We start from the raw sequence: 15,807 nt of genomic DNA, 5'->3' as shown, positions 1-15,807 counted from the left end.
TTTAACAACAAAAAGTTGGGAAAATTTATCTCCCAACTCCTTTTTATTGTATCTTATCTTGTAATTTTATTCAGTTCATCTTACTTTTTCAAGCGTTCAACATCACGAGCGATAACCAATTCTTCATCAGTTGGGATAACCAAGACACGAACTTTAGCAGCTTCTGTTGAGATATCACCTGTCGCTCCAAAGACATTCTTTTCAGGATCCACATCACAGCCAAACCAAGAAATGCCTTCAATAACCATCTGACGAATCGTTACAGAATTTTCTCCAATTCCAGCTGTAAAGATAATGGCATCTGCACCGTTCAAAACTGCCAAATACTGACCAATATACTTTTGGATACGATCCACAAAAATCTCATTTGCCAGCTGCGCTTTCTCATCACCCGCACGCATAGCTTCGTGAATATCACGCATATCGCTTGATCTCTCAGAAACACCCAAAAGTCCTGACTCACGATTGAGAATTCGACTGATATCCTCTGGTGTATTAAAGTCATCTGTATGTTGCATTAAATAGGGGATAATTGCCGGATCAATATCACCTGTACGAGTCCCCATCATAATACCACCAAGTGGAGTGAAGCCCATGGATGTATCAACAGACTGACCGCCTTTGACAGCTGTAATAGAAGCACCATTACCAATATGGCAGGTAATCAATTTCAACTCTTCTAGGGGGCGACCTAAAATTTTCGCTGCTTCTCCTGCTACAAACTGATGACTTGTCCCGTGGGCTCCATACTTACGAACTTTATTTTCAGTATAGTATTTGTTTGGAAGAGGGTAACGATAAGCTTTCTCTGGCATTGTTGTATGGAATGATGTATCAAAAACAACAACGCTGGTAATATCTGGAAGCAATTCCTTAAATGCGCGAATTCCTGCTGCGTTGGCTGGATTGTGAAGAGGAGCTAAAAGTCCCAACTCTTCAACCTTTTCCAAAACATCTCCCTCTACCAAGGTTGACTCTTTGAAATATTCACCACCAGCCACAACACGGTGCCCAACACCAGTTATTTCATCATAACCTTTGATGATGTCAAAACGAATCAGATCATCTAATAAAATTTTAACAGCTTGTGTGTGATCTTCAATATCAAGAATTTGTTGTTCAGAACGGCCGTCGAATTTTACAGTTGAGATAGAGTCCTTCAAGCCAATACGTTCAATCAAGCCTTTCGCTAATACTATTTCTTCTGGCATTTGGTAAAGTTGCCATTTCAAACTCGAGCTTCCTGCATTGATTGCAATTGTTTTAGTCATAACATGATACCTCTTTTAAGCGTTTTCAACTATTATAACAAAATTTACCTTACATTTCAGTACCTTTGCTCCATTTTTGAAAATTTTCTTTGAATTTCATTAATGCAGCTGGATCTTGCAGACTGGTCAAAGGATAGACAAAGGGTTCTATTTCCTTGTCTCTTTTCTTCTGTAAGACAAAAATACTTTTAGCTTGGCTTGCAGTTGAGAAAATATCCTCTGGCAGAGCGATGATAGCAGCCAGACTCACTTCGTCTTTGAGCCAACCTTTTAACAAATCACTTTGAGGACTGGTCAACAAGTCGCTCGGAGCTAAAAAAATAGCATAGCCATCTGACTTGAGATACTTGAGACCTTGCTCCATCAGCAAATGATGGGCATAGGTATGTTCTTGGCTAGAAGCCACTTGATAGCGTGAAGCGATGGCATCGTCTGGGTAATAGCCGACAGGCAAGTCGCTAATGACCACATCGCTTTCTTTAAGCATTTGCGGACGAACGGCATCACCCTGAACAAAACCAGCCTGCAAACCAATCACATCTGCCATACTAGCCGCCAAATCAATCAGCAAGTCATCCACTTCAATTCCCAAGTAATCTACTTTTTTAGCAAGAGATATCAAGAAAGTAGCACCCAGAATTCCCATTCCAGAACCCATTTCGAGGATGCTAATTTCCTCTTGTTCAAACAACTCTTCCACAACAAGTACCAAGAGGAGGGCAATGGCATCCGGCGTAAACTGGTGATTGGCCTGTAAAGGCTCAGTTTGTCCTGCCTTCATCAAGAGAAACTGATAGGTCTTGAGCCACTCTTCCTTGCGAAGCGCTAAGCGTTTAAGAGCTTGATTGTTCTCCTTTACCTGCTCTAGCTTGGTCTCACCATCCAGGTAGATACTATTTTGCTCTACCAAGGCATCATAAAAGTTGGTCACCAGATCACTCTGGATGACTTGGACATTCTCTAATAAATACGTATAAGCTTGTTCTATTTTTTCAAAATTCATATTCCTATCTTATCAAAATTCCCCTATTTTTTCCATCTGAAGAGAAAAAACCACTGCTTTAGTGAGCGAGTGATTTTTGGGCTACAGTCAAAAAGAGCTCTGCGTAATTTCCTTGAAATAGGTCTTCAGCGCTATAGAGAATCTGACTATGCACAGATGAAAAACCATGCTCAATTAGCTGTTTTTCCAACTCAGCTAAATCAAAACCATGGTGGTTGGTATCTGTCTTGACAAAATCAGCAATGAGGACCTGTCCATTCTCCCTAAGATGATGGTGAAACATGGCAAGAGTCGCATCTAGATCAGGCATATGATGAAGAACCCGACTGACAATAATCAGGTCAAATTGTTGCTCCAAGGGATTTGCCAGTAAATCTTGCTCCAAAAACTGGATATTCTTGATGTCTTGCTGATTTGCTTTCAAACGGGCTTGCTCCAGCATTTTCTCCGAAATGTCCACAAGGGTAACCGACCTGGCCTGCTTGGCTAGAGGCAAGGCTAATAGGCCTGTCCCACCACCGAAATCCAGTATTTCCTTGTCTGATAGAAGAGCAATCTGTTTTTCAACTGCTTGACAAACCAAGTTTGCAAGAAAGATGTTTTTGGGCGAATCAAAGGTTTCTGCTTTGTGATTAAAATCGTGTTTCATGCTTTTAGTTTAACACAAAGAAGTTGAATTGCCTAGGAATTGCCTTTCTTATCTGCCTTATGGTCTGTTTCTTTCTGATTGGTTTGTTGACTTGAGTTGGTAGATAATTGTTCCTTAGGGTCCGTTTTCTTTTCCTTGGGTTTCATCGAAGGAAAGAGAAATTCATAGTTGCTCCTATTCATTCGAACACTTGTTGCAAAACCTGTTTTGGTATTTTGATAAGTGACTTTTCCTAGGTTAAAGACTCGTTCCCCACTTTCTTGCTCAGCCTTATCTTTGCTTCGTTTGGCCATGGCAAAAGCGACCAACTTTTCTTTGTTTAGGGTAAAGCCTTTGTGATGGGCAACTTGACGATTCAAATAAAACTGTAGCAAAAGGCTAAAAATGGCTGCCATGGTGACTGCATATAAAAGAACACCTGCCTTAACTTTTTGCTTTTTCCACACGATAGATGAACTCCCTTTCTAAGCCTTTTTGAAATTGGAAACGAAAACGAATCAGTTGATTTTCCTCTGTGATCTGAGCTGATTTGAGGCCATAAACCATTGGCTGGTAACCTCGACCACTGCTATCGGTTTTCCGAAAATCATCTGATTTGGACTTACCCATAGCGATATCCTTGCCGTCTTGTTTCAGATAGAGGTGATTGTCCTCCACCTTTTTAAACTGCGAACGCTCTAACTCAGCCTCTAGCTGGTCCACAAATAAGAGCCACTCCTTTTGCTCGCTTTGTTGCTGGTAGCGCACTTCTGAAATAAGGAGCTGACTCATGGCTTGAAAGAGAAGCAAACCACCGCTAATGACGATAAGGGCAAGCAGAGATTCTAAAAGAGTAAAAGCTCTTACCTTACTGCTCTTTAAGATCCAACATTTTCTCTGACCCATGGTAGACCTCCAATCCTTTTTCGCTAGCAAAGACCTGAATCTCCACTCCATTGACTTTCACTTGATTTTGCCCCGTCTGCAAGGCCATCTTGGCTACTCGTAGAACTTCCTCTTTTTGCAAGATTTCCGCCTCTAACCGTCGATTTTGTTGGATTTGCCCCAAAAGGAGAGTCGCAATGCTGGCAAAGATAGCCAGAGCGACTACTGCTTCTAGTAAAATCACTGCCTTAATTTTTTGTTTCCTTAATGCGTTTAATTTTTCCATTTCCTAGATATAATTGATAGCGAATCGCTCCTTTGATGGTTTGAAATTCAACCTTAGCCAGGGACGAATTGCCCCCAGCCCGGTCAAAGTGAATCGTCTGTCCTGATGGTGCTTGAATCCCTTTGGGAACGATCAATTTTTGACTGCCATTGCTAATGGTCTGTCCGTCTAAGCTTAAACTTGTCTTTTGCTGACTAGCTACGCTACGTTTTTGGGTCTCCCGATAGAGTTCTTCAAACTCCATAAAGAAAATCTGCTCCTCTACCGCTGCAAAACTGGACTGGACTGAACCTGATAAAGCCAAAGCAATGATACTCACAAGTCCCAAAACCAATAGACTTTCAAACATGGTAAAGGCCTTAATCTGCAACAGTTTGACTTGTTTTTTGTTTATCATGGTATTCTTTATAGGCTTTAGCTTGCTCAGCAGTGATACGCCCGTCTGCTTGTAATTTGCTGAGGCTGACATCATCATTTTTATCCAAACGATAGAGTTCTGCCTGACTTTCCACGACCTTGACAACAGCAGCTTTTCCTTTGTCATCTACGGCATCCTTTTGCTTGGTCAAGTTGGGCACAAAGAGCAAGAGAAGAACACTGATGATTAACAGGACCACTAACATCTCTACCAAAGTAAAAGCTTGAACCTTGGCTTTTTTTAAATTTGTCATGAGTTTTTTCATTTTAAAAATTTACCTCCATATTTTGATACATGGGCATGAGCATTGCCGCATAAAGTAAAACGATAATTAGGGCCACAAAGATAAAAACCAGTGGCTGCACCAGATTCATGGTGCGGTTGACTCGGGTAAAAAAGGCTTCCCAAGTTTTTTCAGCATAGATTTCCAACTCACTCCCCAGCTTGGATTTGACTTCCCCATACTCAATGATGAGACTCAACTCCTTTTTAAAGAAGGGATAGGTCGCTATGGTTTGAGAAAATTCACGGCCATTTTGTAGGGCTTGAGCCAGATCTTGACCGATTTCTTTAAAGAGTTGGGAACCTTGTTCCTTCATGATTTGAAAAATCTGCGTCAGCTCCATTCCCTGTGAAATCATATTGCCCCATTCACGCGCGTAATAGGCCGTCAGATAGGTCTGGACAAAGATTCCCAGAAAGGGAAACCGTGCCATCATCGAAAAGACGCGCATTTTGGAACTTCTTTTGTAGAAAGTAAGGGCTAAAAGGGCAAGTATGGAAACAAACCCTACCATGCCTAGAAAAATTTGTGGCAGATTGCCGATGATTTGGGTAGCAATATTGCTACTGTCCAGTTGAGGCAGCAAATAATTCCTCAACCCCAGCATGATTAGCAGGAGAAATCCCAGCAAAATCAGGGGATAAGTCGCCACTTCGATTAATTTTTTCTTGACCTTAGCCAGATTGTCTAGATACTCTTCTATCTTTCCCAAACTAAGATGGAGATTCCCGTGCACCTCAGCTAGGGATAGCTGGGTCACAATGGCACTTGAAAAGCCCAAACTGTCCATCATTTCCGAGAAGGATTTTCCCTGAGACAAGCCTTGGTGCATCTGGGCCACATAGTTCTTTTCCAGCAGAGCACTTCTGCCCAAGAAAGAAATAATTTCCACCAAATGAAAGCCACTGGAGAAGAGATTGTTAAACAGGGTGATGATTTTCTTTTGCTTAGCTGTAGCTAATTTTTTCCGTTTCAGCCTGAAGACTTGTGATATGTCCATCTTTAAGAAGCTGGTCAATCTGCTCATTCCAGCTAGTTGGCTGGTGTTCTTGATAGTCTTTGTTTGCAAAGTCAACGATTCCTCCTCCCCCGATTAATCTCTGGTAGCAGACTCCTTGCAGGACAACTGCTAGTTCCTCCTCCGTCACACCCAACTCCAGAAGGCGTTCATAAACACCTCGGATACTCTTGGCATGAATGGTTGAAAAGACCGTCGCCCCTGTCAAACTGGCTCTAACTACTGCTCGCGCTGTCTCGCTATCCCGAATTTCACCGATAATCAAGAGATCAGGACGATGCCGGAGAGACAGTTTGATCAGATTTTCATAGCTCAAGCCAATCGCCTCATTCAACTGCAATTGCAACATCTCTTCTTGCTTGATCTCGACAGGGTCTTCGATGGACATAACCTGCTGTCCCTTAAAAAGGGATTTGGCCAATTCGTGCATCAGCGTCGTCTTGCCACTTCCGACTGGACCTGCAAATAGATAGAGTCCTCTTTGCCTGTACTGCTTGCCCAGTTCTCCAATATCCTGAAACCAGAAATGCAGATCCTGCTCCTCATCGTGTAACAAACGAATGACCAAACTCTCATGTCCCCGATAATCTCCCACGGTGGACAAACGCAGTGAAGAAACCTTTTCGTCATACTGATAATCACAAGAACCCAGCTGACTGCGACGCTTTTCTCCTACATTCATCCCAGCCACAAACTTGAAATGACTAATCACAGCAGCTAAAACATTAAACTCATAGGAGTCAACTAAACACCTCTCATCACCAATTCGCATATGAAGTTCATAAGTAGCTTCCTTGGGAATGAAATAGATATCCTGAGCTCCTTTTTTCTTAGCAGTAGCAATAATTTTCTGTGCAATTTCTTGTACCATACCGCCCTCCTTATCTAACTATTCGCAAAAAAATAAAAAAAGCAACTTAAAAAGTTACTTTTTATCTCCATTTCATACGGCAAGAACGGTGTTTTTCTTGACCTGTTTGTTTTTCATAACCTGGACGTAGCTTTTCATCGGGGATGACTTGCTCATCCTGTAAAAGTGCCAAAGAATGGTACTGCTGCAAATACTCATCGCACTCATCACACCAGCGTTGGTCAGCAGGATCCCAAAAAATAGTCATCAAATCGCTCCGACTCTTATAAAGAGGATTCTTCTTTTCCAGCTCAAACCAGCATGATTTATAATATTTTAGAGCATCATAATACTTGTCAAAAGATTGACTCATGATGACATCTTCTTCCCAACCTTCTATGAACCACCACGGTTCAAAATCCCCATACATTTCTATAACACGATACATTTTCACTACTTCCTTTGTACCGTATATTATAACGAATTTTCTAGAACAATGAAAGGATTTTGCTTCATTATAGAACAATCCTCTAGCTTTCTGAAGATATCTATGAATAGAAAAGCAAAGGCTGAGTCATCACAGCCTCTGCTTTTTATTATGCTTGATAACGTTTCACACCATCTAGGTAGGTTGCTACCAATTCCAAATCTTTATCTAGTACGATAAAGTCAGCGTCGTAACCTTCACGGATTTGACCACAGACATCATCGATGTGAACAGATTTAGCTGGGTTGAGGCTCGCCATCATGACCGCTTCATGTGGATTCGCAATTCCCCATTCGACCACATTCTTCAAACCATCTTTGAGTTTGAGGATAGAACCTGCCAAGTTTCCAGTAGATTTGAGGCGAGCAGTTCCATTTGCAACGACAACTGGGAATTCTCCCAACATGTAGTCGCCGTCTTCCAAGCCACCAGCTGTCATACAGTCTGTGATGAGAGCAATATTTTCTGTTCCTTTTTGTTTGAGCAAAATATCACAGGCCTTTGGATCCACGTGGTGGCCATCACAAATCAATTCTGCGTAAGTATGTGGCAACTCATACATGGCACCAACCATACCGAGCTCACGGTGAGTCAACCCACGCATGCCATTGTAGGCATGCACCCAAACACTTGCTCCAGCGTCGACTGCTTTTTTAGCTTCATCAAAAGTCGCATTTGAGTGCCCAAGAGCCACCGTCACTCCTTCACCCGTAATCGTACGAACAAAGTCTTCTACACCTTCACGCTCTGGCGCAAGGGCAATTTTATTAAGCAAGCCATTTGCTGCTTTTTGCCAAGCACGAAACTCATCCATACGAGGATCTTTCATGTAGGCAGGGTTTTGAGCTCCCTTGTATTTCTCTGTGAAATAAGGCCCTTCAAAATAGATTCCCCGAATCTTAGCTCCACTTGCTTCCTGATAACGAGCACCGATATTTTCTGTTACCGCAAGCAATTGCTCATAAGATGAGGTCAAAGTTGTTGGCAAGAAACTCGTTACTCCCATGCTGAGGAGCCCTTCACTCATAGTATGAAGGGTGCCTTCGATATTATTATCCATGACATCCACACCGCCAAATCCATGAATGTGCGTATCCACAAGCCCTGGCGCAATGCTGTATCCTGTATAGTCAATGACGTCAGCGCCTTCAGGAATCTCTTCTACATGCTTTCCAAACTTACCATCCACAAGTTCCAAGTAGCCGCCACGACGAACTCCGTGTGGGTAGAAAAACTGATCCGCTTTAATATAATTAGGCATAATGATAACCTCCTTGATAGATTGTTTCTAGAATTTATTATGTCAATTACATTATAAACCTTTCTTTTTCATTTGTAAATGGTATAGACCTCTTTTCTGGAGATATTTTAAAAGAGCTGGATATCTCCAACTCTTTGATTTTATTTTGATTTCACAGGCTGTTCTTGAGCGGCCTTAACAGCAGCTGCAATTGTTTCTGCGTATAACTTAGCACCTTCTTCAATCATGTTGCTATCATTTCCAAAGTGGACTTGGTCGGTTCCAGCCCAGATTTCAGGGTGCTCCTTAGCAACCTTATTCCAGTCGGCGATGCTCACGTAAGGATTCTTTTCAGCTAATTCCCGTGCATAAGCCGCATACTGCTCAACTGATTTGTAAGTCTCCTTGCTCTTGTCACCTTCATAAGGAGTTACAAGAATCAGATGGTGGCCTTTGGGGAGGTTTTTAACTATCGTATCTAAGTCATCTTTGTAATTCTCTGGTCCGTTTACACCCGTTGCAATGACAACTGTTTTTAGAAGTACCTTGTTCTGGCTGTTATTGAGCATGATGTCATTGGCTTGCTTGGTCGTCCGACTAACCTGAGCGTTGATATTTGCTTCAGGAAGGGCCTCTTGTAAGGCTGTATTAGCACGCAAGGCTACCGAATCTCCAATCAGACTCGTTCCCTCAGAAATTCCAAGTCGGCTAGCCTCTGCTTGCTCAGCAAGAGTTTTTGTTTGTCCTATATTGGTCTGTGCTTGCTTGAAACCATTGACCATCAAGTCTGTCTCAAAAGCTCCAACTTGGGGAGCCACAGTTATGATAACCAAGGTAATCAAAGTAAGAATGGAAACACCACTAGCACTAATCGGTTTAATATGAGGTAGTCGACTAATCTTCCGTATTAAAGGATTGGTCTTACCGGCAATCAATGGCTCAATAATATAGAAGGATAGGATAGCAAAGAAATAAGAAAAGATGATTGTCAGAATAACAGCAGGCAGATTACTCATCAACTGAGAAAAGATAATATAAAAAGGCCAGTGGAAGAGATAAACCGCGTAGCTAGTATCCGCTAAAAATGTAATTATCCGAGGTTCTTGTATCTCAGGCGTTTTCTCATGCAAGACACGCGCAGCAAAAATCATGGTCACTGCCGCTAAACTTGCTAGCAAGAAGCCAAATAAGTACGCAAACAGGTAGGTGAACTTGACAAAGAAAGTCAAGAGCACTAGCACCAAAAGCCCCGCAGTAAACACCAATAGATTCTGACGAAGATTCCACGTCCGATCAAATTGCTTTACTAAATCGCTCGTCTGACGAACACCCACAACTGTCGCCAAAATGCTTCCTAAAAAGAAGGGATAGACATGAGTCAAACTTGAAAAGTAGACAGATGAATAGGAACTAGCCATTAGACTACCAATAAACATGGAGAAAAAGCTAATGATAAAAGCTCCAGCAGAAAGGAGAAAGACCATCCCTCTCAACTGACTACTAGATTTTGATCGTTTAGATAAGAACCAGACAGCCAATCCCCAAAGGATGTAGTAGTGAACCTCAACAGCCAAACTCCAATTATGAACAAAGAGGTGGGGAATGAACTGAGATTCGTAACTTCCCCCTGTTAACATTTCATAGAAGTTGGTCATAAAACCGAGAACTCCAGCAATCTGACCACCAATTCCAGCAACATAGTCTTGACGAACCAAGAAAGTAAAAGGCATGGTCACTAAAACCATCAGCACCACAGGTGGCACGATACGATAAAACCGTCTCTTAAAAAAGCCCAGCAAATCAATCTGACGTGCCTTCCCAAATTCTTCTAAAAGGAGGGAAGTGATCAAAAATCCTGAAAAAGTAAAAAAGACATCTACCCCAAAGAATCCTCCAGGAAAGATCGTTTGAAAGAAGTGGTACAAAAGCACCAAAAGTAAACCTGTAATCCTAATCAAGGAAAACCATTTAATACGCATACGAGTCTATTCTCCATTAAATTAGGAAGTAAAACACCACCTAATTTCCATTCCATTATACTCCCTATTCTATCAAAAAAAGAAGAAAAATCCTACGAGAAAACGTAGGATTTTTAGCTTATATCAATTCCGTTTTAGAAATTACGTCCTGACTTGTTGTAGCCATATTTTTCCACAAAATACTCACGAAATTCCAAGAGATTGTCATCCATGATGGCTTGACGGACCTGCTTCATCAGATTGAGCAAGAAGTAGAGATTGTGGTAGCTAGTCAAGCGGATACCGAAGGTTTCGTCAGCCTTGAGCAAGTGGCGAAGGTAGGCGCGTGTATAGTTCTTACATGTGTAGCAATCACACTCAGGATCCAGTGGCGTAAAGTCCTCAGCGAACTGGGCATTCTTGACAACCAAACGACCTTGGCTGGTCATACAAGTCCCGTTACGAGCGATACGAGTTGGCAAGACACAGTCAAACATATCCACCCCACGAATGACCCCATCAATCAAGCTATCTGGGGCTCCCACTCCCATCAAATAGCGAGGTTTGTTTTCAGGAAGGAGTTGAGTTGTGAAGTCCAAGACTGCATTCATCTCTTCATGGGTTTCTCCAACGGCTAGTCCACCGATAGAGTACCCTGGAAAGTCCATGCTAACAAGATCATGAGCTGACTGACGACGAAGGTCTTCAAATCCTGCCCCCTGCACAATCCCAAACAAGCCTTGGTCATGTGGACGACGGTGAGCCTTCAAACCACGCTCAGCCCAACGGCTAGTACGTTCAATTGATTTCTTAACGTAGTCGTAAGGTTGGTAAAACTGAGGACATTCGTCAAAGGACATCATGATGTCTGAACCTAGATTATTCTGAATAGAAATGGCCTTTTCTGGTGATAGGAACATCTTGGAACCATTGAGATGGTTTTTAAAGGTTACTCCTTCTTCTGTGATATTTCTGCTATCTGCTAGGGAATAAACCTGAAAACCACCACTATCCGTCAAGATTGGCTGGTCCCAGTTCATGAACTTGTGGAGCCCTCCTGCGCGTGCGATGAGTTCGTCTCCTGGACGGAGCCACAGATGATAAGTATTAGACAGGATAATCCCTGAACCCATCTCCTTCAACTCCTCTGGTGACTGTGTCTTGACAGTAGCTTGGGTCCCAACTGGCATAAACATAGGCGTTGGGAAGGTACCATGGGGAGTGATGATTTCTCCCAAACGAGCTCCTGTGTGTTTTTCTTTCTTAATCAAACGGTATTTGATTGGTGAATCTGACATTTTTTCCTCCGAAGCTGGGAAAAACAGTCCCAGTTCATACTTTGTGCCCAAAGGCATACTGTATGATTTTATCAAAAAAAGCTGGAACTGTCACGAACTATGGTATAATGAGAGAATGAAATACCCAAAAATTGATTTAAAAAACATCCGTCTGCAGACTAGGCAATTTCAGGCTGAAAATCCCCGCCTCTTTCTTGTCTATCTCCTTCCTAGTATGCTGGTCATCTTATCAGGCTTTCTCAACCCCTTGGCTCGTCTCCAAGAAAGTGTTTTAGAGCAATCCTTTTTCAGCATGCTGGCGCAAGTGCTCCAAACCTATCTCTTCCCACTAGTGGTTTCTTTTGTGAGCACGATTTTTCTAGCAGGTGCTGCTTTTGCGACACTCCGACTCTTCAAGGATCCTGATACGGAACTCTCAGTAAAATCAAGCCTGACCCTCTTTGCTGAAGAGCGCTTCTCACAAACCTTTCTAACCCTGCTCCTCAAACGTTTCTATCTTTTTTTATGGAGTATTCCAAACTTAGTAGGCGTTTATTTTCTCTTTTATAGCAATCTCTTGGCTCGGAGATTTGTCGCCTTACATCCTGAATTTCCAAAACTAAACCTCTCATCAGTTGAAACGGAGCAGTTCCTTATGACCTTTGGACTCTACTTTTTCGCGAGTCTCATCTTGATGATTGTAGGCAATCTCCTCTACGTACCGCAACATTATGCCTACTCGCAGGTAGAATTCCTCCTCTGCGACACTCTGGATTTAGGACAGGCTAAACCAAGCCAAATCCTTAAAACCAGCCGTTTCTTGATGAAGGGTTATAAATTCCAGCGTTTTGTCCTCGACTTACAACTACTCCCTTGGTACTTCCTCAACTGGATCACCTTTGGAATTGCTAGCTTTTCACTCCTTCCCTATATCCAAAACAATCACATCTTCTTTTACAGAGCCCTACTAGCCCGTAAACGTCGAAATGGATAAGAGCATACAAAAACCAGCGTCCTGAAAGACGCTGGTTTTCTTATTTCAAAAGTAAAATACTCAGCAGAGTCAAAATAGCGGGTCCACCTTGCTTCAGAATAATCTTCTTGTCTGCTGTCAGAGAACCGTAGGTCGCTGCACCAAGCACAAATAAAACAAAGATGCTCACAATTTCCAAACTTTGCGAAAAATAAATCCCATACAAGAGAAAGACACCCAGCAAAGCATTATAAATCCCTTGATTTTTAAATAGTGAGGTGACAGAGGGTCGAGTCAACTCTTCCTTGTCCATATTAAAGACTCGGCTGGTTGCATCTGATTGGGTTGCCATACTCTCCAAATAAAAGATATAAAAATGTTCGAGGGCAACAAGGGTTGCTAAAATAGTAGTAATGATTGACATCGTTTTCTCCTTAAAATTCTATTTTTTCTAGACCTGACACTAGTTTCGTCAGTAAAGTTGTTAGCTCTTTCTGCTCGGTTGTCGATAAGATGCTCTCCATCTGTTCCTTCACTCGCAAATGATGTTTAGGCGGACTGACTAAGAGTTGATTCTTGGCTTCTTGGGTTAATTCAACTAAGACTTCTCGTTGATTGGCCGGATTACGCTTGCGACTGACATAGCCCTCTGACTCTAGTATCTTAAAATGACGGGTCAAGGCCGCCTGGTCGATTTGCAACTTCTCCTGAACGGCAATCTGGTTGCAGGGTGACTGCTGCAGTAAAAACTGCAAGATTTGATAGCGGGTCAAACTAATTCCCAATTGTTTCTCAAAAAGTTGAGTGATCATCTGATCTGTTAAATGGAGCTGGTACAGTAAGTCGTTAATTTTTTTCATTTCTACCTCCTTGCGTAAACTTGATTTATCAACTATTGACTTATCAAGTATATTACAGAAAGATTAAAAACGCAACTATTTTGCTTACTCACGAAAAATAGCCTCTTGGTTTCAACCCCAAAAGGCTATTATTTCTATGTTCTAGATAAAATCCAGCACTAACCTACCAAATCTGCTCGAAGGATTTCTCCCTCTTTATCAATGACAACTTCGATGGCATGGCCTGCAAAAATTTCCTCGCTATCATCATAGTAGAGGGTCAATTCCCCGTCTTCGTTGATCGATAGTTCACTCAAGGAAAGAGAGTTGGTAAAATACTCTTCTGTTAACTCCACATCATTTTCATCTGAATCTATCCAGTCTTGAGCTGTTTCCCACAGTTCTTTGACAATATAGTCTTTAATCCGAGTATCTTGAACTTGGAAAGTTCCCATAAATTTCTTTAGATCATCAAAAGAACTTGGAGGGAGACTTTCATCTGCACTCGCAGCAAAGATAGCATGAATCTTACCACCCTCGTAAGTGATAAATCCTTCAAACCAAGAATAGGCTCTGTTTAAGGTGAATTCGCCAATATCGTCTTGAATGATGACCGGTTTTTGATAGGTTTCAATCAAGGTCTCTAACCTAGAGTCTGAGGATTGGTCATCTAGGTATTCCAGCAAGTGGTAGCAGTTATTAGCTACTTCTGACATATATGGCTCTAACTCCATGAAGGGGCGTTTTTGACATTTGATATGATGAATTTTGTAGGGTTCAAAACTAAAGCCCCATCTCTTTTCTTCAAATTCCTCAGGAGTCAATACCCATTCCAAACGTCCCTCACGTTCAGAGAATTCCTGGGTTGCAACATTGACACTAGCATTAAAATGAACGGACGGCATTTTACAACCATCTTTTAAAGAAGCGGCCCCAGTTACGTTTTGGAGGGTAAAAATCAAGAATTCGACAATTTCACCACAAAATTCCTCTTCAAAATCATCTCTTGTTTTCTCAAATGGAGTTTTTAATCGATTTGTCATTCACTTCATCCTTTCTCTCTATGCTTAAAAGCGTTAGTATAGTTTTGTATTCGCTTACATTTTAACATGTTTTAGATTTTATTTCACTTATTAATACTATTTTACACAAAAAGAAGCTACACTTTTAAATGTATAGCTTCTTATTATTCTTAATTCATAGATACGTGAACGTGGTCATAGTGGTTTTCAGTTACGCTACCACGGTCTGGCATTAGATTCCACGTGTAGGCTGGTCCATATTTACTATCATATGGAGCGTAGAAACGTTGTTTCCAGATGATATAGTTGATACCACGGCTAGCCATATTTTGGACTGCATATTCTGCAATTTGATCTCCGAGTGCTGAACTCACTGGAACCATAAAGTCGATGGCCAAACCTTTACCATGGTCCCCACTGTCACCAGGACGGTAGCCACTAAAAGATGTAATCCCAAACAAGTTGGCGATTTCTTCTTTAAAGGCTGCCGTTTGTGGTTGAAGACCAGCATTCTCAGACTTAGCTACAGCAAGTCCTGCATAGTCAGGAGCCGCTGGAGCTGAATAAGTTCTTGAAGGAGTTTGGCTTTGCTCTGCTTGATAAGTCGAAGTTGCAGTGTCAGAAGTTGCTGTTGATGCTGCTATTTCTTCTGTTGCACTTGTTCCTCTTGTATCAGCAGGCGTTTCTGTTGCTGGAGTCGTTTCAGCTGTTTCTTCAGCTACAGGTGTTTCTGTAGATAGTGTCTCTTCAACAACTGTCGCTGTCTCAGAAACTTCTGAACTTGGTGCTACTTCTGCTGTTTTTGCAGTCTCTGTTGCAGTTGGAGCTCCCTCAATTGGTTGAGAAAGGTCTTCTACTTGAACTGTTTGTTCATCGACTGTCACTTGATTGGTCGTCAAATCAGCTGTCGCAGTCGTCACTTCTTCACTAGCATCTGCTTGAGGAGTTTGGATTTCAACTTCCGTTACTTCTTCTGCCTCATTGACAGTTGTAGTGAGGACAGTATCTGGGAAAATCAAGTCCATATTGGTGATTTTGTTCAAATTAGCAAGAACCGTCACGTCTACTCCCAAAGCTTCTGCAATGGTGCTCAAAGTATCACCATACTGTACTGTATAGCTTGTTTTGTTGTCCGTTTTAGTCAAATCGTTTTTGATTTGCTCAACGGTACGTGCTGTCCATGCAATTTCTTCCGCTTGAGTTGCCAATGCTGGCGCAAAAGACAAGGCTACTGTTGAGGCTAAAATAATTCTTTTCTTCATTCTTTCCTATTCCTTTCAAATAAATACCTGTCTATCATATCACAAAAAAAGCAGAAAAAAAGCCCTCTCGGGCCTATTTAATAGAACTGTCTATTCCTTGTAACAAA

Annotated in this window: 19 protein-coding genes; 1 reads left to right on the top strand and 18 read right to left on the bottom strand. The window is 41.8% G+C overall.

Annotated elements, in window-relative coordinates:
* Positions 1–80: 80 nt before the first annotated feature.
* The 14 genes from FGK98_RS01190 to tgt form a co-directional block, all read right to left on the bottom strand.
* The gene (locus tag FGK98_RS01190) at positions 81–1,271 is read right to left on the bottom strand and encodes an acetate kinase (RefSeq protein ID WP_084925120.1); all 1,191 of its coding nucleotides are present in this window, start codon (positions 1,269–1,271) and stop codon (positions 81–83) included.
* A gap of 49 nt (positions 1,272–1,320) precedes the next feature.
* Positions 1,321–2,274: a class I SAM-dependent methyltransferase gene (locus FGK98_RS01185; protein ID WP_001008566.1), complete on the bottom strand. Its 954-nt coding sequence runs from the start codon at positions 2,272–2,274 to the stop codon at positions 1,321–1,323.
* A gap of 58 nt (positions 2,275–2,332) precedes the next feature.
* A complete protein-coding gene (locus FGK98_RS01180) occupies positions 2,333–2,923 on the bottom strand; it encodes a class I SAM-dependent methyltransferase (protein WP_000679771.1) in 591 nt (196 codons plus the stop codon).
* A gap of 32 nt (positions 2,924–2,955) precedes the next feature.
* A complete protein-coding gene (gene comGG, locus FGK98_RS01175; RefSeq protein WP_138099698.1) occupies positions 2,956–3,369 on the bottom strand; it encodes a competence type IV pilus minor pilin ComGG in 414 nt (137 codons plus the stop codon).
* Positions 3,347–3,808, bottom strand: a complete 462-nt coding sequence (gene comGF / locus FGK98_RS01170; RefSeq protein WP_000531552.1) for a competence type IV pilus minor pilin ComGF — start codon at positions 3,806–3,808, stop codon at positions 3,347–3,349. The genes comGG and comGF overlap by 23 nt, the downstream gene beginning before the upstream one ends.
* Positions 3,771–4,073, bottom strand: coding sequence for a competence type IV pilus minor pilin ComGE (gene comGE, locus FGK98_RS01165; RefSeq protein ID WP_000413373.1), 303 nt, complete (start codon positions 4,071–4,073; stop codon positions 3,771–3,773). Before comGE ends, comGF begins: the two co-directional genes overlap by 38 nt.
* Positions 4,036–4,470, bottom strand: coding sequence for a competence type IV pilus minor pilin ComGD (gene comGD, locus FGK98_RS01160; protein WP_038805743.1), 435 nt, complete (start codon positions 4,468–4,470; stop codon positions 4,036–4,038). Before comGD ends, comGE begins: the two co-directional genes overlap by 38 nt.
* Positions 4,433–4,756, bottom strand: a complete 324-nt coding sequence (comGC, locus tag FGK98_RS01155) for a competence type IV pilus major pilin ComGC (RefSeq protein WP_038805744.1) — start codon at positions 4,754–4,756, stop codon at positions 4,433–4,435. The genes comGD and comGC overlap by 38 nt, the downstream gene beginning before the upstream one ends.
* Position 4,757: 1 nt before the next feature.
* On the bottom strand, positions 4,758–5,774 hold the full coding sequence (gene comGB / locus FGK98_RS01150) for a competence type IV pilus assembly protein ComGB (RefSeq protein WP_138101016.1): 1,017 nt from the start codon (positions 5,772–5,774) through the stop codon (positions 4,758–4,760).
* Positions 5,722–6,663, bottom strand: a complete 942-nt coding sequence (gene comGA, locus FGK98_RS01145) for a competence type IV pilus ATPase ComGA (protein WP_138099697.1) — start codon at positions 6,661–6,663, stop codon at positions 5,722–5,724. Before comGA ends, comGB begins: the two co-directional genes overlap by 53 nt.
* A gap of 61 nt (positions 6,664–6,724) precedes the next feature.
* Entirely contained in the window at positions 6,725–7,090 is a 366-nt protein-coding gene (locus FGK98_RS01140) for a DUF1033 family protein (RefSeq protein ID WP_000286399.1), read from the bottom strand.
* 148 nt (positions 7,091–7,238) lie between these two features.
* Positions 7,239–8,390: an N-acetylglucosamine-6-phosphate deacetylase gene (gene nagA / locus FGK98_RS01135; protein WP_138099696.1), complete on the bottom strand. Its 1,152-nt coding sequence runs from the start codon at positions 8,388–8,390 to the stop codon at positions 7,239–7,241.
* A 140-nt stretch (positions 8,391–8,530) separates the two neighbouring features.
* Positions 8,531–10,348, bottom strand: a complete 1,818-nt coding sequence (locus FGK98_RS01130) for an acyltransferase family protein (RefSeq protein WP_138099695.1) — start codon at positions 10,346–10,348, stop codon at positions 8,531–8,533.
* Between the two features lie 134 nt (positions 10,349–10,482).
* Entirely contained in the window at positions 10,483–11,625 is a 1,143-nt protein-coding gene (gene tgt / locus FGK98_RS01125; protein WP_001285237.1) for a tRNA guanosine(34) transglycosylase Tgt, read from the bottom strand.
* A 115-nt stretch (positions 11,626–11,740) separates the two neighbouring features.
* Here tgt and FGK98_RS01120 point away from each other — a divergent pair, with 115 nt between their 5' ends.
* Positions 11,741–12,598, top strand: a complete 858-nt coding sequence (locus tag FGK98_RS01120; protein ID WP_138099694.1) for a DUF975 family protein — start codon at positions 11,741–11,743, stop codon at positions 12,596–12,598.
* A 40-nt stretch (positions 12,599–12,638) separates the two neighbouring features.
* On the opposite strand, the gene FGK98_RS01115 is transcribed toward FGK98_RS01120, so the two are convergent.
* The 4 genes from FGK98_RS01115 to FGK98_RS01100 form a co-directional block, all read right to left on the bottom strand.
* A complete protein-coding gene (locus tag FGK98_RS01115) occupies positions 12,639–13,001 on the bottom strand; it encodes a DUF1304 domain-containing protein (protein WP_138099693.1) in 363 nt (120 codons plus the stop codon).
* Between the two features lie 10 nt (positions 13,002–13,011).
* Positions 13,012–13,437, bottom strand: coding sequence for a MarR family winged helix-turn-helix transcriptional regulator (locus tag FGK98_RS01110; protein WP_000723483.1), 426 nt, complete (start codon positions 13,435–13,437; stop codon positions 13,012–13,014).
* A 158-nt stretch (positions 13,438–13,595) separates the two neighbouring features.
* Positions 13,596–14,459, bottom strand: a complete 864-nt coding sequence (locus FGK98_RS01105) for a DUF2262 domain-containing protein (protein ID WP_138099692.1) — start codon at positions 14,457–14,459, stop codon at positions 13,596–13,598.
* 149 nt (positions 14,460–14,608) lie between these two features.
* Entirely contained in the window at positions 14,609–15,700 is a 1,092-nt protein-coding gene (locus FGK98_RS01100; protein ID WP_138099691.1) for a LysM peptidoglycan-binding domain-containing protein, read from the bottom strand.
* Between the last annotated feature and the right edge of the window lie 107 nt (positions 15,701–15,807).

This window comes from Streptococcus australis (assembly GCF_901543175.1).
Classification (GTDB): Bacteria; Bacillota; Bacilli; order Lactobacillales; family Streptococcaceae; genus Streptococcus; species Streptococcus australis_A.
Note: the sequence above shows the minus strand (reverse complement) of the source record. Positions and strands in the feature narration are given on the sequence as shown.